The 19,283-nt window shown below is 60.5% G+C and carries 15 protein-coding genes; 4 read left to right on the forward strand and 11 right to left on the reverse strand.

Features of this window, described 5'->3' with window-relative positions; all coding sequences use genetic code 11:
• Positions 1-36 precede the first annotated feature (36 nt).
• The 5 genes from FHT71_RS11200 to FHT71_RS11220 all read right to left on the reverse strand — a co-directional run bounded on the left by FHT71_RS11200 (position 37) and on the right by FHT71_RS11220 (position 9,413).
• Complete coding sequence (locus FHT71_RS11200) at positions 37-2,688, reverse strand: AMP-binding protein (protein ID WP_183719677.1); 2,652 nt, start codon at positions 2,686-2,688, stop codon at positions 37-39.
• Positions 2,689-2,824: 136 nt separating this feature from the next.
• Complete coding sequence (locus FHT71_RS11205; protein WP_007794240.1) at positions 2,825-3,331, reverse strand: GNAT family N-acetyltransferase; 507 nt, start codon at positions 3,329-3,331, stop codon at positions 2,825-2,827.
• 201 nt (positions 3,332-3,532) lie between these two features.
• On the reverse strand, positions 3,533-5,353 hold the full coding sequence (typA, locus tag FHT71_RS11210; protein WP_007794244.1) for a translational GTPase TypA: 1,821 nt from the start codon (positions 5,351-5,353) through the stop codon (positions 3,533-3,535).
• Between the two features lie 125 nt (positions 5,354-5,478).
• The gene (locus FHT71_RS11215) at positions 5,479-7,056 is read right to left on the reverse strand and encodes an alkaline phosphatase D family protein (protein ID WP_132588588.1); all 1,578 of its coding nucleotides are present in this window, start codon (positions 7,054-7,056) and stop codon (positions 5,479-5,481) included.
• A 269-nt stretch (positions 7,057-7,325) separates the two neighbouring features.
• Positions 7,326-9,413: a M3 family metallopeptidase gene (locus FHT71_RS11220; protein WP_132588589.1), complete on the reverse strand. Its 2,088-nt coding sequence runs from the start codon at positions 9,411-9,413 to the stop codon at positions 7,326-7,328.
• Between the two features lie 211 nt (positions 9,414-9,624).
• Between FHT71_RS11220 and FHT71_RS11225 the strand changes: the two genes are divergently transcribed.
• Positions 9,625-10,056: a hypothetical protein gene (locus FHT71_RS11225; RefSeq protein WP_007794255.1), complete on the forward strand. Its 432-nt coding sequence runs from the start codon at positions 9,625-9,627 to the stop codon at positions 10,054-10,056.
• Between the two features lie 2 nt (positions 10,057-10,058).
• Here the strand turns inward: FHT71_RS11225 and FHT71_RS11230 are convergent, their stop codons facing one another.
• Positions 10,059-10,700: a LysE family translocator gene (locus FHT71_RS11230; RefSeq protein ID WP_183719679.1), complete on the reverse strand. Its 642-nt coding sequence runs from the start codon at positions 10,698-10,700 to the stop codon at positions 10,059-10,061.
• A 203-nt stretch (positions 10,701-10,903) separates the two neighbouring features.
• Here FHT71_RS11230 and FHT71_RS11235 point away from each other — a divergent pair, with 203 nt between their 5' ends.
• The gene (locus tag FHT71_RS11235) at positions 10,904-12,106 is read left to right on the forward strand and encodes a multidrug effflux MFS transporter (RefSeq protein WP_183719681.1); all 1,203 of its coding nucleotides are present in this window, start codon (positions 10,904-10,906) and stop codon (positions 12,104-12,106) included.
• 21 nt (positions 12,107-12,127) lie between these two features.
• Here the strand turns inward: FHT71_RS11235 and FHT71_RS11240 are convergent, their stop codons facing one another.
• A complete protein-coding gene (locus tag FHT71_RS11240) occupies positions 12,128-13,351 on the reverse strand; it encodes an argininosuccinate synthase (RefSeq protein WP_007794266.1) in 1,224 nt (407 codons plus the stop codon).
• A gap of 187 nt (positions 13,352-13,538) precedes the next feature.
• On the opposite strand from FHT71_RS11240, the gene FHT71_RS11245 reads away from it, so the two are divergent.
• Positions 13,539-14,393, forward strand: a complete 855-nt coding sequence (locus tag FHT71_RS11245) for an SDR family NAD(P)-dependent oxidoreductase (RefSeq protein WP_132588592.1) — start codon at positions 13,539-13,541, stop codon at positions 14,391-14,393.
• Positions 14,394-14,474: 81 nt separating this feature from the next.
• Positions 14,475-15,116, forward strand: coding sequence for a LysE family translocator (locus FHT71_RS11250; protein WP_183719683.1), 642 nt, complete (start codon positions 14,475-14,477; stop codon positions 15,114-15,116).
• Between the two features lie 13 nt (positions 15,117-15,129).
• Here the strand turns inward: FHT71_RS11250 and FHT71_RS11255 are convergent, their stop codons facing one another.
• From FHT71_RS11255 to rlmN, 4 genes are all read right to left on the reverse strand, one after another.
• Complete coding sequence (locus FHT71_RS11255) at positions 15,130-15,924, reverse strand: ABC transporter ATP-binding protein (RefSeq protein WP_007794276.1); 795 nt, start codon at positions 15,922-15,924, stop codon at positions 15,130-15,132.
• A complete protein-coding gene (locus tag FHT71_RS11260; protein WP_007794280.1) occupies positions 15,921-16,802 on the reverse strand; it encodes an ABC transporter permease in 882 nt (293 codons plus the stop codon). The genes FHT71_RS11255 and FHT71_RS11260 overlap by 4 nt, the downstream gene beginning before the upstream one ends.
• A gap of 122 nt (positions 16,803-16,924) precedes the next feature.
• Entirely contained in the window at positions 16,925-17,878 is a 954-nt protein-coding gene (locus FHT71_RS11265; RefSeq protein WP_132588593.1) for an ABC transporter substrate-binding protein, read from the reverse strand.
• Positions 17,879-17,972: 94 nt separating this feature from the next.
• Positions 17,973-19,208 carry a 23S rRNA (adenine(2503)-C(2))-methyltransferase RlmN gene (gene rlmN, locus FHT71_RS11270; protein WP_132588594.1) on the reverse strand — a complete coding sequence of 412 codons (1,236 nt, stop codon included), beginning with the start codon at positions 19,206-19,208 and terminating at the stop codon, positions 17,973-17,975.
• Positions 19,209-19,283 lie beyond the last annotated feature (75 nt).

Raw genomic sequence — 19,283 nt, forward strand, 5'->3', positions numbered from 1 at the left:
TTTGAGATCCGCCTGCGGGCGTCGGCAGACCGACGTTCAGGGCGATACGCGGCTTCCGTGTTGTTCCCGCGCAAACGCCGCACCGGCTCCGAGCAGCGTTCTTCGTCGGCCTGCTGGCACGTAGCGCAGGCGACGGGCGAGTTGCCTCAACCCTCTCCACAACTGGTGGCCAAGCATCATTCGACGCTGCAGCCGGTAAGCAAGGATGCCGGTCACGAGGCCTGATGCCACCGAGATCGCGACCGGCAGCGGCGCCGTGAAGATCTTGGGATTGCCGGTATCAAATATGACTTCCGGCAGGATACGATGCAGCAGGTAGATGTGATAACTCGCAGTTGCGATCGAAAAGGACACGGCAGCAAGCAGTGCCGGCAGCCTGACCCGAGGCAGATAGAGAAGAACCGCGAGCACCGGCACCTGCATGCCGTAAAGGATCCAGGAACCTGCCCAGTTTCCACCGGTATAGGCCATGAGCGGCATCACCGCGCACCCGGCGGCGATGACTGCAAGCCGTTTTCCCGCCGAATTCGCAAATGCCGCGCACCACCCGAAAACCGCAAGGTGCAGCACCCATGCAAGAGTGAATATCTGCCTTTGGCCAACTGGCCAGAGCGCTGGGATAACGAAGTGTGCGAGCACCGCAAAGGCCAGCAGCAGCATGCCGAAACGGAACGGATCCCTGACAGCGAAACGCCGAACAGGCGGCACCGCAAACAGGGTCCCCCAAAGCAGCAGAAGCTGCGCGAAGGCTTCCACGAACCAGTAGAGATAAGGCAGCATCTCGTGTCGCCCTGGCTGGGCGAAGCCGAGGTTTCCGACAAGAAACACCGAGGCCCATGGTATTGCGCCCCAGGCAATGCTGAAGCCAAGGACGACGAGGTAGTAGGGCCAGAGAACGAGACCGAGCGGCCGCAGGAAGCGCCTCAGATCGCCGGCGAAAAGCGCACTCGATTGGAAGCGTGCCAGTCCGTATCCGCACAGCACGAGCATTGTACCGGCACCGCCCGGAATCGGCCACGGCGTCGCGTGATGCAGCACGACCAGCAGAATTGCGATCGATTTCAGGAGGATATCGCTGGCGATCGTTCGTCGGGCGCTCGTCGAATGCGATAAAGCCGACAGAGCGCCAACACTCATCTTTTCCCAGCCATCCGGCACCGTGCCGAGCAGCCGCTCAAGACCAACGGTAAGCTCAAGGTAACGCAGCGAATCTCCGCCAAGCTCTGCAAAGTTGTCCTGGGGCGAAACCTGCAGCGGGAAGAACACCTCGCGAAACAGGCTTATGACCGTTGCTTTCTCGCGTGCCGGCGGCTCTTCCATGCGCAAGCGAAGTTGTTCGTAGTCGATCTTGCCGTTGGCCAGCCGTGGCAATTCCCTAAGGGCGATCGCACGCACCTGCGGCAAGCCGATACATGCAACCATCGCCAGCGCCTCACGAACAACTTTCTCGTCTTGCGGGCCCGTAAAGGCCGCAAGCAACTGCTGGTCGTTGCCAACAACAGCGGCAGCAATACCTTTCGCAGCCAGCGCCGTTTCGAGCGCGTCGTGACCGAGACGGACACCGCCAATCTTCGACATCCGCCGCAGGCGGCCCGTGATTCGAAACAGGCCGTTCTCATCGCGCGTAGCAAGATCGCCGGTCCGAAGCTCCTCGATATCAGCGCCTCCCGCCAGGTCTTGACGCGCCTCGGCGTAGCCGAGCATGACGTTCGGTCCGCGATAGACGAGTTCCCCGGCAACGTCGGTGCCCGTGATCGTCACTCCCTGGTCGTCGACCAGCCACAGTTCACCGCCCGGCACCGCAATCCCGATCCGATCGGCACTGCCTGGCAGACGCTCGGGAGGGACATAAGCAATTCGCGCCGTCGCCTCTGTCTGCCCGTACATCACATAGAAGCGCTGCCCCGCACCCTGCAGCCAGCCATGATAACGTCGCACCGCCTCCGGCTCCATGCGTCCTCCGGCAACCGTCATGAAGCGAAGATCAGGATAGCGCTGTTGGCGAAATCCACGTTGCTCCAAGAGCTCGTAGGAATGCGGGACACCTGCAAAATTCGTGCATCGCGCTGCCCTGAAATCATCCAGGAATGTCGGCTCGAGGACTGATGTCCCGGGCATCCAGACAGCGGCACCGACCGCAAGGTGGGAATTGAGCACCGACAATCCGTAGGAATAATGAAATGGCAGGACCAGGGCGCCAATATCGCCCGGATGCAGGCCAAGATAGTCGGCGATCTGCTCTGCATTGGCGGCAACGGCCGTCTTCGACAATCTCACGGCCTTGCCACTGCCGGTACTCCCTGATGTCACAAGCATCAGGGCGAGATCAGCATGCATGGCCACATCACGGGAACCGAGATTTGTTTCGGTGAGCCGCCAGCGCCCGCCCTCGCGGCGGTAGACGATCTCGGGTGCAAATCGCTCCATGAAGGACGACGAGGCCAGGCCGTCCTCCGGCGGCAACAGCGCCACGGCATGCCCGCCGGCAAGGGCCGCGAGATAGGCGATGATCGAATGCTCGGATTGTGCCGCCTCTATCGCGACAAGCTTCTTGCTCGTGCCTAATTCACGGCTTAGCGACGCAACACGATCTGCGAGTTCGCGATAGGTGATTGCAGGTCGGGACGACAACAAGAGGGCCGGCCTATCGCCCACGTGGTCGATACGCGTCCAAAAGCCATCCAACATGCTTGTTCTCCCACGCGCACCAAGAGCGTGAGCCGCGACTTATATAAGTTGAATATGATTTGCAAGTTTTAGCGACCGACAATTGCTGCCAGGCAAAGCGATTTCAGTGAAAAAACTCCACTCAAAGCTCGGTGATTCAACCCCAGATAAAGCCGATTTTCTTTAACTGCTTCTGGTCGAAAGTTTCCATGCCTTCGCAATAGTCAACGCCGCCGTGGCTGCGATAGAACTGAGCGCCCGTCTCGTTTTCCTCGAGGCACCAGACAACCAGTCCATTGCAACCGAGCGACTTCAGAAGGCGCCTCGCCTCACCAAAAAGCAGGTGTCCGAGGCCAATCCCCTGGTACTCCGGTCGAAGATAGAGTTCGTAGATCTCGCCTTCCTGGGGAAGTGCACGGGCACGATTGAGGCCGAGTGTTGCGTAGCCTGCGACCGTGCCGGCGACGTCGAGAACGAGAAGCGTTGCGGGTCCGCGGGTGGCCTTGCGCCACCAATTCTCACCGCGACGCTCGATCATTTGCCGCAACGCACGATGCGGAATGATCCCCGCATAGGTGTGTTGCCACGCAAGCCGATGCACTTCCGATATGGCTCGGGAATCGTGCGGCTCGGCCCGCCGAACATCGATCGACAACGTCTTCATAACGCTTACTCTGGTCCGATTGTCGGCAATTAACCATATGCGCACCGCGCATTCAGGCCCTTTGCCCACAGGCTTAAAATGTGGACGACGGCTGAAATTTAACGCTTTTTTAACTATTGCGACAAGCAAGATTCGGCAAACTGCACAAATAAAAAACCCCGGCACGAAGGCCGGGGTTGAAGCTTGAAAGACTTCAGTCGCTTAAGCGTACTTCGCCTTTTCCATGCGCTTGCGCTCGTTCGGGTCGAGGTACATCTTGCGCAGGCGGATCGACTTCGGCGTGACTTCGACCAGTTCATCGTCCTGGATCCAGGAGAGCGCGCGATCGAGCGTCATGCGGATCGGAGGCGTCAGCTTGACGGCTTCATCCTTGCCGGCTGCGCGGATGTTGGTCAGCTTCTTGCCCTTCAAGACGTTGACTTCGAGATCGTTGTCGCGGCTGTGGATGCCGATGATCATACCGGCATAGACCTTCTCGCCCGCGTCGATGATCATCGGGCCGCGATCTTCCAGGTTGAACAGAGCATAGGCGACAGCCTCGCCATTGTCGTTGGAAAGCAGCACGCCGTTGACGCGGCCGCCGATCTCACCCTTGTACGGCTGATAGTCATGGAACAGACGGTTCATCACCGCCGTCCCGCGCGTATCCGTCAGCAGTTCCGACTGGTAACCGATCAGGCCGCGCGTCGGCGCGAAGAACTTCAGACGGATGCGGTTGCCGCCCGACGGACGCAGCTCGGCCATTTCGGCCTTGCGCTCCGACATCTTCTGGACGACGACGCCGGAATGCTCTTCATCAACGTCGATAACGACTTCTTCGATCGGCTCCAGCATTTCGCCGGTCGCTTCGTCCTTGTGCATGACGACGCGCGGACGCGACACCGCCAGTTCGAAACCTTCGCGGCGCATCGTTTCGATGAGAACGGCAAGCTGCAACTCGCCGCGGCCGGAGACGAAGAACGAATCCTTTTCGGAGGATTCTTCGATCTTCAGCGCAACGTTGCCTTCGGCTTCCTTGAACAGACGGTCGCGGATGACGCGCGAGGTGACCTTGTCGCCTTCGGTGCCAGCATAGGGGCTGTCGTTGACGATGAACGACATGGTGACGGTCGGCGGATCGATCGGCTGCGCCTGCAGCGCCTCGGTGACCGAGGGATCACAGAAGGTATCGGCGACAGTGCCCTTGGAAAGACCGGCGATCGCGACGATGTCGCCGGCATGCGCTTCTTCGATCGGCTGACGCTCGATACCGCGGAAAGCCAGGATCTTGGAAATACGCCCGGTTTCGATCGTCTTGCCATCGGCGTGCAGAACCTTGACGGCCTGGTTCGGCTTGATCGAGCCGGAATTGATACGGCCGGTGATAATGCGGCCGAGGAAGGGGTTGGCTTCGAGGATCGTTCCGATCATCGTAAACGGACCTTCGTGAACCGTCGGCTCCGGAACATGCTCGAGCACGAGGTCGAGAAGCGGCGCCAGACCCTGGTCCTTCGGGCCTTCCGGGTTGACGTTCATCCAGCCGTCACGGCCCGAACCGTAGAGGATCGGGAAGTCGAGCTGCTCATCGGTCGCGTCGAGGTTTGCGAAGAGGTCAAAGACTTCGTTGATGACTTCTTCGTGGCGGCCGTCGGGACGGTCGATCTTGTTGATCGCGACGATCGGGCGAAGGCCGACCTTCAGCGCCTTGCCGACGACGAACTTCGTCTGCGGCATCGGGCCTTCGGAAGCGTCGACAAGAACGATCGCGCCATCCACCATCGAGAGAATACGCTCGACTTCGCCACCGAAGTCGGCGTGGCCGGGGGTGTCGACGATGTTGATGCGGACACCCTTCCACTCAACCGAGGTCGCCTTGGCAAGAATCGTGATGCCGCGCTCTTTTTCCAGGTCGTTGCTATCCATGACGCGTTCTGCGACGCGCTGGTTCTCGCGGAACGAGCCGGACTGTTTCAGGAGCTCGTCAACCAGTGTCGTCTTGCCATGGTCAACGTGCGCGATAATCGCGATGTTGCGAAGTGCCATATTTCTATATCTCTGAGGCTGGGGCGCCGCGCTGGGAGAAGGCGCCAATTTCATTTGGGCGGCTCATACAGTGTTTTTCGCTTTTGCGAAAGGGGGGGACGCCGGATTGCCTGCCATGCATGTCGTCAACTCGATATCTGCGGGTCGAGGGTCATCCGCCACAGTTCCGTATCGTTCCGGTCCATCAACCTCACGGTCAGTTGCTCGGTCTGCCCGTCGATGTCGACGAGCCCGAAGAACTGCATGCCGGCCGACGGCGGCAAGTTCTGCTCCGAGCCGCCAGGCGCTGCTTTCATGAACTTCACCTGTGGCCCGAAGGTCATGTCGAGTTGCTGCGGACCGTAGGTTCCCGAATGGAGAGGACCTGCCACAAATTCCCAGAACGGCAGGAACTCCCGGAACTTCGCCTTGCCGGGATCGTAGTGGTGCGCAGCGGTATAGTGTACGTCAGCCGTCAGCCAGATCATGTTGGATATGGCGGCATCGCGGATGAACCGCAGCAAATCGGCAAACTCCACCTCGCGGCCGAGCGGGGCACCATCATCACCATTCGAGATCGACTCGTTGCCGCTCCGGTGGCCGTAGTCGTCCCAGATCACCAGTCCGATCGGCAGATCGCAGGCAATCACTTTCCAGGTCGCCGTCGAGCGAACCAGTTCGCGCTTCAGCCATGCCACCTGGCGCTCGCCCAGCAGACGGGAGCTGTCAGAGAAGGTGGCATCAACGCCAAGGCTGTTGGGACCGCGATAAGCGCGCAGGTCCACGAAGAAGACGTCGAGCAATGGACCATAGGAGATTTTGCGGTAGATGCGGCCAGGCTCATCGGCGACATAGCGGATTGGTGCCATTTCGTGAAAGGCGCGGCTGGCGCGACCGGCGAGTGTCGTGACGGATTTTTCCGTATAGCGGTCGTCGTCGCGAAGGTCGGTCGATGGCGACCAATTGTTCAGCACCTCATGATCGTCCCATTGATAGAAGACGGGACAGACCGCGTTGAATTGCTTCACGTGATCATCGAGCAAGTTGTAGGCCCATTGCCCGCGAAACTGGTCGAGCGTCTGGGCGATGTCGCGCTTTGCCTCGGTGACGATCCTGTTTTTCCAGACACTGCCGTCTCGCAGCTTGATTTCATCAGGCATCGGATTGTCGGCGTAGATCGTATCGCCGGAGTGGATCATGAAATCCGGACGGTGATAGGCGATCGTCTGATAGGTGCGCATGCCCTCGTCGTCGATGCCCCAGCCCTGACCAGCCGTATCGCCCGACCAAGCGAAGCGGATGCTGCGCTTGCCCGATGGCGCCGTTCGAAACTGACCCAGGATAGGCTCCGAAAGATCGTTGATATCCTGCAGGTCGGCCGCACGGAAGCGGTAGAATATGTCCTGGTCAGGCGGAAGATCCTCAAGCAGCAGCTTCCCGGCAAGACCGGTTTGTGGCGTGACGTCTATGGGCGTGATGCGCACCGCATTGGCGAACCTGTCGCTCGTCGAGTATTCGACATGCAGTCGCGCGGGCCGGTCCAGCTGCGTCCAGATCACGCCGGAGCTGACATCAATGTCGCCGGACTGGACGCCGGATGTGAAGACCGGACGACTGGAGGAACCACGCGCATAATAGGGCATCGCCAGCCCTGCCAGTGAAAATCCGCCGACCGCTCCCATGGACGATAGGAAGCGCCGGCGGGTCGTTTCGTTCAGTTTCATGCCAAGGTGTGTCCGGCTTGCTCGAGCGGGAGAGAGCCTCCCGCGCCGAACCTATGGCGGTCGTCATGTCATCTTCTTGAAGACGGCATGACGGTTTTTCGAAACTTCCGCGACAGTTTTGTTAAGCGAGAGGCCCGGCAGGGAAGCCGAAATGCGCGCTGCGTGAAAATCGTTATTCCGCGGCCAGCCCACTAGGACGCAGCAGGCTGAGCAGAGGAGCGCCGGCTGCGTCATGATCGGGATGGCGAAGAGGCACAATCCAGGACCTGTTAGGCATCACTGCCGGACAGTTCCTCGAAGGTCGCAAGCCCCTTCTTCACTAGCATTGCATCCGGGCTCGGCAGCTTGCCACGGAAAGCCTTGTAAGCATCCTCGGGATCGATCGCGCCGCCGACGGAGTAGATGTTGTCTTTCAGCTTGGCGGCCATCTCGCGATTAAACGCGTCGCCGGTTTCCTCGAAGGCGGCAAAGGCGTCAGCATCGAGAACCTCGGACCACATGTAGGAATAGTAGCCGGCCGAATAACCGCCGGAGAAGATGTGCTGGAAGTGCGGCGAGGCATGACGCATGACGATCGACTTCGGCATGCCAAGCTCGGACAGCACCTCGCACTGCACAGCCATCGGATCCTCGACCTTGTCGCGGGTGTGGAACGCCATGTCGACGAGCGCGGAGGAGGTGAATTCAACCGTATTGAAACCGGAATTGAAGGTGCGTGCGGCCAGAACCTTGTCGAGCAACGCCTGCGGCATCGACTCGCCGGTTTCGAAATGCACGGCATATTGCTTCAGGATCGCAGGCACCGTTAGCCAGTGCTCGTAAAGCTGTGACGGCAATTCTACGAAATCACGCGAGACGCCCGTGCCCGACACCGACGGATAGGTGACGTTCGACAGCATCCCGTGCAGCGCATGACCGAACTCGTGGAACAGCGTGCGTGCATCGTCGAGCGAAAGGAGCGCCGGCTTGCCTTCGGCGGGCTTCGCGAAATTGCAGACATTGTAGATGATCGGCAATTCGCCGTTGCGACCGTTCTTCAACGGCAGCTTGTGCTGCGATTGGAACGAGCTCATCCAGGCGCCGGAGCGCTTCGAGCTACGGGCAAAGTAATCGCCGAGGAAGAGTGCCACCAGCCTGTCCTCGCGGTCGCGGATTTCGAAGACGCGAACATCAGGATGGTAGGCCGGAACGCCCTTCTTCTCGACAGCGCGAATGCCGAACAGCCGGCCGGCGACGTCGAAGCAGGCGTCGATAATCTTCTCGAGCTGCAGGTAGGGCTTCAGCTCGGCCTCGGAAAAATTGTACCGCTGCCCCCGGATCTTCTCGGCATAGTGCCGCCAATCCCAGGGCATGACGTCGTGGTTCTTGCCTTCGTCCGCAATCAGCCTGGCGATGTCTGCCTCTTCCTCGCCGGCGCGCTTGACCGCCTTCGTCCATACCTCCTGAAGCAGGTGGTTCACGGCATCCGGCGTCTTCGCCATTGTGTTGTCGAGCTTCAATTCCGCGAAGTTGCCGTAACCGAGGAGCTTTGCCACCTCGTCGCGAAGCGCAAGTGTATCGCGGATGATGCCGCGATTGTCGGTCGCGCCATCGTTCTCGCCGCGCGCAACCCAAGCCTTGAAGGCCTGCTCACGCAGATCCCGCCGTTCGGAGAAGGTGAGGAACGGTTCGATGATTGAGCGCGACAGGGTAACGGCAAATTTGCCCTCCTCGCCTCGCTCGCGCGCAGCCGCCGCCATCGCATCCTTCAGGAACTCGGGGATACCCTCGAGGTCGGCCCCGTCGGAAAGGATGAGCGCCCAGCTCTTTTCATCGGCGAGCACGTTCTGCCCGAACTGGGTGCCAAGACCGGCAAGCCTTTCGTTGATGCCCGCGAGCTTCTCCTGCTCGGCTTTCGGCAGCTTCGCACCCGATTTGACGAAGCCTTTCCAGTGCCGTTCCAGCACGCGCGTCTGCTCCAGCGTCAGGCCAAGGCTTTCACGCGCTTCCCACAGGGCATCGATGCGGGCAAAGAGTGCGGCGTTCATGCCGATCTTGGAGTAATGGCGCGACATCTTCGGCGAGATGTCCCGTTCCAGCGCTTGGATCGTATCGTTGGTGTGAGCACCCGCCCTGTTCCAGAACAATGCCGATACGCGTGACAGCTCATCGCCCGCGATCTCGAGAGCAACGACGGTATTCTCGAATGTCGGCGCCTCCGGATTGCCCGCGATCGCGTCGATCTCCTTCTCATGCGCGGCAAGCGCAGCATCAAAGGCGGGACCAAAGTCGCCGTCATTGAGTGCATCGAAACGCGGCAGGCCGTGGAGACCGTTCCATTCGACGAGTGCGGGGTTGAATTCTGGTGTGGAAGGCATGCGGAGATCCTTTGTGGCAGGCAACTGAACAGGCAATATAGGGATGCGCGCCCGCAATTGGTATTGCCGATCAGGCGCACATCTCCCGGCCTGACTGCGAATAAGTTCATGGCAAGAAATGACGCATAAGAATTAACTGATCGTTAACGATTGACGCACGTTCGCCACGCGCGGTAGTTTCACGATCATCCTTTTGCAGTGGATACGCGCCATGGAAATCCTTTCTGTGCGGTCTTCGCCGAATTTCCTTTTCAGAAGAAACCAAGATAATCCAAGCAGTTACAACGAATTAGAAGCGCAGCTGGGCACAACAACGAAGGCTTCGACGGCGTTCCATATCGATGAAACGAGCGCAGATACGCCTGATTTTTCCGCGATCAGTGCCAGTGAACTGCGCCAGTATGCAAGGCAGAGCTTCGATGCCGGCGCAATCGATCAGGATACATTCGCCGCCATTTCCGAGCCGCTGCCGATGCGAACGATCGATCCATCAGGCAACATTCTCGACCTGTCCGCCGTTACCGACGCGACGAGCTTCAATTTCCGGGACTACTACAAAGACCAGCTGCAGATCGCGACATCGATCGGTGACCGGGAAACAGTGGAACGGCTGAATTCCGTCGTCAGCTTCCTCGACGTCTGATCTCAGGCTTTCCGCCATCCGAGCAGGCCGGGCGTCGCATGCCAAAGGGCCTGCGCTGCGAAACCCATGAACAGGACGCCGGAGCAGCGGACGATCAACCGCTCGTGCGCTCGATAGAATCGCCGGACGGTTCGCGCGCCAATGACGGTGATCAGGATCATGTCCGCCACGATGAAGCCCAGGAACGAAACCGCCAGCAGAACCGGCAGCGTGTGAAACTGCAGTGCGCTTGCCGAGCCGGCAACGAGCGCAGTGAACGTCGCGAGCGCGACCGGATATCCCTTCGGATTGGTCACGCCGAAGATCAGGCCGCGACGGAACGGTCGCTCCACGACCATCAATGCCTGCCCGTCACCCTTCGGCTTTGCGCGCACCGCATTCCAGCCGATCCAGGCGAGGTAGAAACCGCAGAGAAGCCCGAGCGCGTCGAAGACAAAAGTGCCGATCGTCTTGGCGCCGATGATCGCGATCAGTGCCAGCGACGCCCAGAGCAGATCGCCGACCAGATGGCCGCCGACGAACAGCGCGCCGGCGCGGCGTCCCTGCCCCGCACCGATACCAAGCAGCGCGAGGAAGGCAGGCCCTGGAATGAGCACGTAGAGAAGAGCTGCCAGAAAGGCGCCCGCGAGCAGGGATTGGGTCATCAACAAACTCCAGAAGGGACCGCCGCAGCTTATGCGCCAATAGAAAGGCGTCAAGCTGTAAGCCGACCCGTGAGATTTTTCAATTGCCGGATCACGCAGCTTCCGACAGAAGGAAAAGCGGCCGCCCTCGTGCGGATCGCGCATGTCACCAAAGACCGAGTACCCCTATGCCCCCATTCCGGATGAGCGAACGGCGAACGAGTATGCTCGGTGCGCTTCTCGCAACCATCGGCCCGATCTCGATGTCGATTTACACGCCGGCGATGCCCGAACTCGTCCATGCGTTCCAGACGTCCGATTCGGCAATCAAGATGACGCTCTCCGTCTATTTCGCCGGCTTCTCTGTGGCGCAATTGCTTGCAGGTCCGCTTTCGGATGCCTTTGGCCGGCGTGCGGCGACGCTCCTGTTTGTCGGCATCTATGTCGTCGGCAGCCTGCTTGCTGCCTTCGCGCCCGGCATCGAATGGCTGCTCGCTGGCCGCCTGATCCAGGGCGTTGGCGCCTCCGTCGGGATTACGGTTGCCCGCGCCATCGTGCGCGACCAGTTCACCGGAACCCAAGCCTCGCGCATCATGAACCTGATCGGCATCATGATCGCCATTGGACCGGCGGCCGCACCGACGATTGGTGGATTGGCACTTGCCGCTTTCGGCTGGCAATCCGTCTTCTTCCTTCTGATCGGCTTCGGACTCCTGATCTGTTTTGGAGTGATCGTGTTCATGCGCGAAACGAGCGTGCCGGATCCGCGCCGCGCGCTCCCGGTTCCGCTGCTTCGCGCCTATCTGGAGCTTGCACGCGAAAGCCGCTTCGTCTCCGCCTCGCTCGTGCTCGGTGGCTCGATCGGCGCACTCTACGCACAGGCGACGCTGCTCCCCTTTATCCTCATCAAGGTCGTCGGCCTTTCACCGACAGCCTTTGGCTTGGGCATGCTGATGCAGTCCGGTTCCTACTTCCTGGGCTCCGTCTGCCTTCGTTATGCGGCGCCGCGCTTGGGCGGCGACGGTTCCGTGCGCGTCGGGCTTGGGCTACTCGGGCTCGCCGGCATCATGATTGCGCTGTCCGTCCACTTCGTGACGCCCTCCTATCTCTCGATCATGGGGCCGATCGCGTTCCTGGCCTTCGGATTGGCTTTCCTAACGCCACACATGACGACATCGGGCCTCTACCCCTTCCCGCATATCGCCGGCTCGGCCTCGGCAATGATGGGCTTCATTCAGATGGGCGGCGGATTTGCCGGCGGCGTCGCGGGTTCGCTGATCGGCATGCCACTCCTCGCCTTCGGAACGGTGATCCCGATCATGGCGCTGATTTCGATTGCAAGCTATGTCTGGTTCGTGCGCGCCTCGCAACGCACCGCAACGCCACAACAGGCGAATGAAGAAAGCCCGCACGAGGCGGGCCTTTGATCTCTTGCGCTCTGCTCTCGATTACTTCGAGAGGTTGCGTTTGGCGAGTGTGCGCAGGCGCAGCGCGTTCAGCTTGATGAAGCCGGCGGCGTCCTTCTGGTCGTAGGCGCCCTGGTCGTCTTCGAAGGTAACGAGCTTGTCGGAGTAGAGCGACTTCGGGCTTTCGCGGCCGATGACCATGACGTTGCCCTTGTAGAGCTTCAGCGTCACTTCGCCTTCGACATGCTCCTGGCTCTTGTCGATCAGCGCCTGCAGCATCTCGCGCTCCGGCGAGAACCAGAAGCCGTAGTAGATGAGCTCGGCGTAGCGCGGCATGATCTCGTCCTTGAGGTGCGCGGCACCGCGGTCGAGCGTGATGGATTCAATCGCGCGATGCGCGGCAAGCAGGATCGTACCGCCGGGCGTTTCGTAAACGCCGCGCGACTTCATGCCGACGAAGCGGTTTTCCACGAGGTCGAGGCGGCCGATACCGTTGTCGCGGCCGTAATTGTTGAGCGTAGCAAGCAGCGTCGCTGGGCTCATACGGACGCCATTGATCGAAACCGCGTCACCCTTCTCGAAGCCGACCTTGATGATCGTCGCCTTGTCAGGCGCGGCTTCCGGCGAGATCGTGCGCATGTGCACGTATTCGGGCGCTTCCTGAGCGGGATCTTCCAGAACCTTGCCCTCGGACGACGAGTGCAGCAGGTTGGCGTCGACGGAGAACGGCGCCTCACCCTTCTTGTCCTTGGCAACCGGGATCTGGTGCGCTTCGGCAAAGGCCAGCAGATCGGTGCGGCTCTTGAACGCCCAGTCGCGCCATGGCGCGATGATCTTGATGTCCGGGTTCAAAGCATAGGCGGAGAGTTCGAAACGAACCTGGTCGTTGCCCTTGCCGGTGGCGCCATGCGCGATCGCATCGGCGCCGGTCTTGCGGGCGATATCGATCAGGTGCTTGGAGATCAGCGGGCGTGCGATCGAGGTGCCGAGCAGATAGACGCCCTCATAGACGGCATTGGCGCGGAACATCGGGAAGACGAAGTCCTTGACGAACTCTTCGCGAACGTCCTCGATGTAGATTTCCTTGATGCCGAGCATCTCGGCTTTCTTGCGCGCCGGCTCCAGCTCTTCGCCCTGACCGAGATCGGCCGTGAATGTCACGACTTCTGCACCGAGTTCGGTCTGCAGCCACTTCAGGATGATCGAGGTGTCGAGGCCGCCGGAATAGGCGAGGACAACTTTCTTTACGTCTTTGTGCGATGCCATGATGATGAGGTCCGTTGCAAAAGGGCAGCGGCAAGCCCGCCAAGCCCGGTATGGCTGGGCACTTTTAGCGAGATCGGCGCAGGACGCAAGGGCAACGCCGACCACGGGCGGCGCGGATATTGTTTGACAGGCCGAAAGCGCAACCCATATCTGCCAGCGTCCGCACAACGCTGAGGAGTGGCTGGCCGTGACCAAAATCCAAGACATCATCAAGAAATCCAATGTCGCCGTCATCACCGGCGGTGCTTCCGGCATCGGGCTTGCCGCGGCGAAACACTTTGCCCGGGTGGGCATGAGCGTCGCCATTGCCGATCTAGGCGGCGACCGGCTTGCGGAGGCGGCAAAGGAACTGAAATCGATCTCCGGCGAAGAGAACGTGCTCGCCGTTGAAACCGACGTTGCGCAGAAGGACTCGCTGGAAGCGCTCGAGCGGACGGTGATCCAGCGCTTCGGCCGAGTGCATATTCTCATGAACAATGCCGGCATCGGCCCCGAGACGTCGATTTTCAGCGCCCAGGCCGATTGGGACAGCATCGTCGGCGTCAACTTGCTTGGCGTCATCAATGGAACGCGGACCTTCGGCCAGCATATGCTCTCGCACGGCGAACCCGGTCTTATCATCAACACCGGTTCCAAGCAGGGCATTACCACGCCGCCCGGCAATCCGGCCTACAACGTCTCGAAGGCCGGCGTGAAGGTGTTCACCGAAGCGCTCGAGCATGAATTGCGCAACACCGAAGGCTCGAAGATCTCTGCCCATTTGCTGATTCCCGGCTTCGTCTTCACCGGCCTCACCAAGGGCGATCGTGCCGAAAAGCCGGCCGCCGCATGGACTCCCGAACAGACGGTCGACTTCATGATCGAAAGCCTGGAACGTGGCGACTTCTATATCCTCTGCCCGGACAACGACGTCGCCCGCGCGGTGGACGAACGCCGCATGGCCTGGGCGATGGGTGACATCATCGAGAACCGCCCGCCGCTGTCGCGCTGGCACAAGGATTATGCCGACAAATTCAAGGCCTATCTCGAGCGGCAGGAATAGGTCGTATTAGAAGGTTTGATTAGACATTTTCTGGAAGCCGGGTAAAAACGGTCGACGTTTTCCGGCTTTCAGAGTGTACCCATGGACTTCCTGCCCAGCTTTCCGACGCTTCTCGCCTTCGCAGCCGCGACCCTTCTGCTTGCTGCGACGCCTGGCCCCGACATGACTCTGTCAATCAGCCGCGCGCTGGCGCAGGGCAAGAAGGCGGCACTGTTCGTCGTCCTCGGCACGAGCCTCGGCATCGTGGTCCACACCATGCTGGTCGCCTTCGGTGTTTCGGCGCTGATTACAGCTTCGCCGACGGCCTTCCTGATCCTGAAGACCGGCGGTGCCGCCTACCTGCTTTGGCTTGCCGTCCAGGCGATCCGCTATGGCTCGAAGCTTTCGGTCAACAAGGTGGAAGCCTCAAAGGGCACGCCGCTTGCCAATATTTCCTCGGGCTTCTGGGTCAACCTCCTGAACCCCAAGGTCATCATCTTCTTCATGACCTTCCTGCCGCAGTTCGTCAGCGCCGGCGACCCGGCGGTGACGCAGAAGCTACTGTTTCTCGGCTTCTGCTTCATCGTGATCGGCATGCCGGTGAACGCTGCCGTCGTCTTCGCGGCCGACTGGCTGGCCGGATGGCTGCAGAGCAACAAGAAGATTCTGCGCGGCATGGATCTTACCTTCGCCGGCGTCTTCTCCGTCTTCGCGGCAAAAATCCTGCTGACCCAGGCGCGCTGATCCGGTAACCGGATCAGCCGATCAGCAGCGCATCGTCATCCAAGGTCTGGCCGCGCATCTTGCGGAACATGGCAATCAAGTCTTCGACCTGCAGCGTCTTGCGGCTGTCGCCGCTGACGTCGAGAACGATCTCGCCACCATGCAGCATGATCGTGCGGTGCCCATAGTCGAGCGCTTGACGCATGGAGTGGGTGACCATCAACGTCGTCAGCTTGCGCTCCGAAACGATTTTCTGCGTGAGGCCCATCACGAACTCGGCCATGCCAGGATCGAGCGCCGCCGTATGCTCGTCGAGCAGCAGCACTTCGGAACCGGCAAGTGTCGCCATGACCAGCGACACCGCCTGCCGCTGGCCGCCGGAAAGCAAATCCATGCGATCCCGCATCCGGTTCTCGAGTCCGAGATTAAGTTCGCTGATACGCTCGCGGAAAAGCTCGCGCCGTTTCGGACCCAGCGCCGAGGCGAGACCACGCTGCTCACCACGACGCGCCGCAAGCGCAAGATTTTCCTCGATCGAAAGCGAGCCGCAACTTCCCGTCAGCGGATCCTGGAAGACGCGGGCGACGAGGCCGGCGCGGGCAGCCGTGGACTTGCGCGTGACATCGGCATGGCCGATCAGCACCTGGCCTTCGCTGGCAAGCACATCGCCGGCAAGCACGCCGAGAAGCGTCGACTTGCCCGCGCCGTTCGAACCGATGACGGTGACGAACGAGCCTTCCTCAATCGTCAGGCTGACACCGTTCAGCGCCTGCTTTTGCAGCGGCGTACCCTTGCCGAAGACGACCTTGATATCCTTGAGTGTAATCACGATGCCGTACCTCCGCGGCGAAGGCGGGGAAGAATGAGCGCGATCGTCACCAGCACCGCCGTCACGAAATTAAGGTCCGAAGCCTGCAACCCGATAACGTCAGTCGAGAGCGCGAGCTGGATGGCGATACGATAGAGGATCGAGCCGAGCACGCAGCCGATCAAGGCGATCAGCAGCCCGCGCCGGCCGAGCAGCGTTTCGCCGATGATGACGGCCGCGAGGCCGACAACGATTGTACCAACACCCGAGGTGACATCGGCAAAGCCGTTCGTCTGCGCAAACAGTGCGCCGCCGAAAGCGACCAGCGCGTTGGAGATCGCCATGCCGAGATAGATCTGGCGGCTCGTGTCCACGCCCTGCGCGCGGGCCATACGGGGATTGGCACCGGTCGCGCGCATCGCCAGACCCGAGTCGCTTTCCAGAAAGCGCCAGACGAGGATCACGGCGACAACGACGAGGACGCCAACGAAGAGCGGGCGAACGTAGAAATCACGCAGCCCGTGACCGAAGAACGGGCTGATCATCGTATCCGCATTGATCAGCGCGACGTTCGGCTTGCCCATCACACGCAGGTTGACCGAGAAGAGCGCGATCATCGTCAGGATCGACGCCAGCAGGTTGAGGATCTTGAACCGTACATTGAGCATCGCGGTAACAATACCGGCCGCAGCCCCCGCGACCATGGCAATGAGCGCAGCAAGCCAGGCATTGACTCCCGCAATGATGAGAACCGCCGTTACCGCAGCGCCCAGCGGGAAGGAGCCGTCAACCGTCAGATCAGGAAAATCCAGCACACGAAATGCGAGGTACACGCCGAGCGCTACGAAGGCATAGACCAACCCCAGCTCCACGGCTCCCCAGAATGCGATCTGACTCAAGGCTCTTGCCCTCTCTTCTGACTCGTCCCGACTGTTGCGGGACCCAGGCTTTTAATACCATCAGCCGCCCCCGCCTAAAACGGGAGCGGCTGGACGGCAGGTTTCTCAAAAATACGCGGCGATCAGTCGATCGTCTTCGTCGCGCGCTTCAAGACGCTTTCCGGCAGCGTCACGCCCATCTTCGTGGCAGCGCCCTTATTGACCACCAGATCGCTACCAGCGGCAACCTTTACCGGAATATCGCCCGGGTTTTCGCCCTTAAGGATACGAACGACGATTTCGCCGGTCTGCTTGCCGACATCGTAATAATTGAAGCCGAGCGCAGCGATTGCACCGCGCGAGACGGAGTCCGTATCCGCAGTGAAGAGCGGCAGCTTGCTTTCTTCGGCAACGGCGACGGCACCTTCGAGCGCGGAAATGATTGTATTGTCGGTCGGGATGTAGATGGCATCGGCACGGCCGACGAGCGCGCGGGCCGCACCCTGCACCTCCGCGGACTTGGTGGCAGCCGACTCGACAACCTTCAGGCCGGCCTTCTCGGCTTCCGTCTTCAGAACGGCGAGCAGCGACACCGAGTTGGCTTCGCCTGAGTTGTAGAGGTAGCCGATCGTTTTAACGTTCGGCAGGATTTCCTTGATGAGCGCAAGGTGCTCGGCAACCGGCGACATGTCGGACAGGCCGGTAACGTTGCCACCCGGCCTCTCCATGTCCTTGACGAGCTGCGCGCCGAGCGGATCGGATACAGCGGTGAACACCACCGGGATGTCACGTGTTGCGGAAACGACAGCCTGTGCGGAAGGCGTGGAGATCGGCACGATGACGTTAGGGCCTTCGCCGGCGAACTGGCGGGCGATCTGTGCTGCGGTTGCCGGATTACCCTGGGCAGACTCGAACATGAACTTCAGGTTCTCGCCTTCCTTGTAGCCTGCCGCCGTCAGCACATCGAGGACACCTTTGCGTGCGGCGTCGAGTGCCGGATGCTCGACGATGGCCGTGACTGCGACGGTCACATCTTCGGCCTTGGCAGGCAGAGTCAAGGCCAGCGTCGCCGCGACAGCAAGCAAAATGGAACGCATTGGGTATCCTCCTGATATGATTTTGGCCTGCTTCTAGGAAAAGCAGGCCATGAAATCAATCATTAGAAAACACTGAACGGATCAAACTTGCTGATCAGTCGTCCGCGCCGTGATTGGCGATCATCATCGCTTCGAAGGCCAATCGTTCGGTCTTGCGCATCCGCTCCGAGTCCGACTTCAGCTGGCCGCAGGCTGCGAGAATGTCGCGGCCGCGCGGCGTCCGGATCGGCGAGGCATAGCCGGCGGAGTTGATGAAATCGGCAAACTTCTCGATCTGCGCCCAGTCCGAACACTGGTAATTGGTGCCCGGCCACGGATTGAACGGAATGAGGTTGATCTTCGCCGGCACACCCTTCAGCAGCTGAACGAGACCCTTGGCATCCTCCAGGCTATCGTTGACGTCCTTGAGCATCACATATTCGAAGGTGATGCGACGGGCGTTCGACAAGCCAGGATACTTCCGGCAGGCGTCGATCAGTTCCTTCAGCGGGTATTTCTTGTTGATCGGCACCAGGATGTCGCGCAGGTCGTCGCGCACGGCGTGCAGCGAAATTGCCAGCATCACGCCAATTTCATCGCCAGTGCGGAAGATTTCAGGCACGACGCCTGACGTCGACAGCGTGACGCGGCGCTTGGAGAGCGACAGGCCGTCGCCATCGGTGGCGATCAGCAACGCCTGCTTCACGGCATCGAAATTGTAGAGCGGCTCACCCATGCCCATCATCACGATGTTGCTGACCTTGCGGCCTTCCGCTGGCATGATGGTACCTTGCGGCGCCTCGCGGTCCGGGAAGTCACCGAGCCGATCGCGAGCCAGCAGAAGCTGCGAGAGAATTTCTTCCGCCGTCAGGTTGCGCACCAGACGTTGCGTTCCGGTATGACAGAAGGAACAGGTCAGCGTGCAGCCCACCTGGCTTGAGATGCAAAGCGTCCCACGACCCTCTTCCGGAATATAGACGGCCTCGATCTCAACCGGACGCCCCGCGCCGCGCGCCGGGAAACGCAGCAGCCACTTGCGGGTGCCGTCGTTGGAAACCTGCTCCTCGACAATTTCAGGACGCGCGATGGTGAAATGCTGCTTCAGCATCTCGCGCATGTCCTTGGCGACATTCGTCATGTGATCGAAATCGGAGACGCCGCGCACGTAGATCCAGTTCCAGAGCTGGGCGACGCGCATCTTGATCTGCTTGTCCGGCACGCCTCTTTCGCGCAGCGCAGCACCCATCTCCTCGCGGCTGAGGCCGATCAGCGAGGGCTTCAGCCCAGCATCAGCACCGCTGATCGCAGCCCCCAAAGGCTTGGTAACGGTCATCGCATCCATGACGGACATAGTCTCTAATCCCGAATTCAACATGCGACCGTCCCGGAAAGCCGGATGACTTGCAGGTACGAAGGGCATGGTGGC

The sequence above is a fragment of the Rhizobium sp. BK060 genome (genome assembly GCF_014193145.1).
GTDB lineage: Bacteria > Pseudomonadota > Alphaproteobacteria > Rhizobiales > Rhizobiaceae > Rhizobium.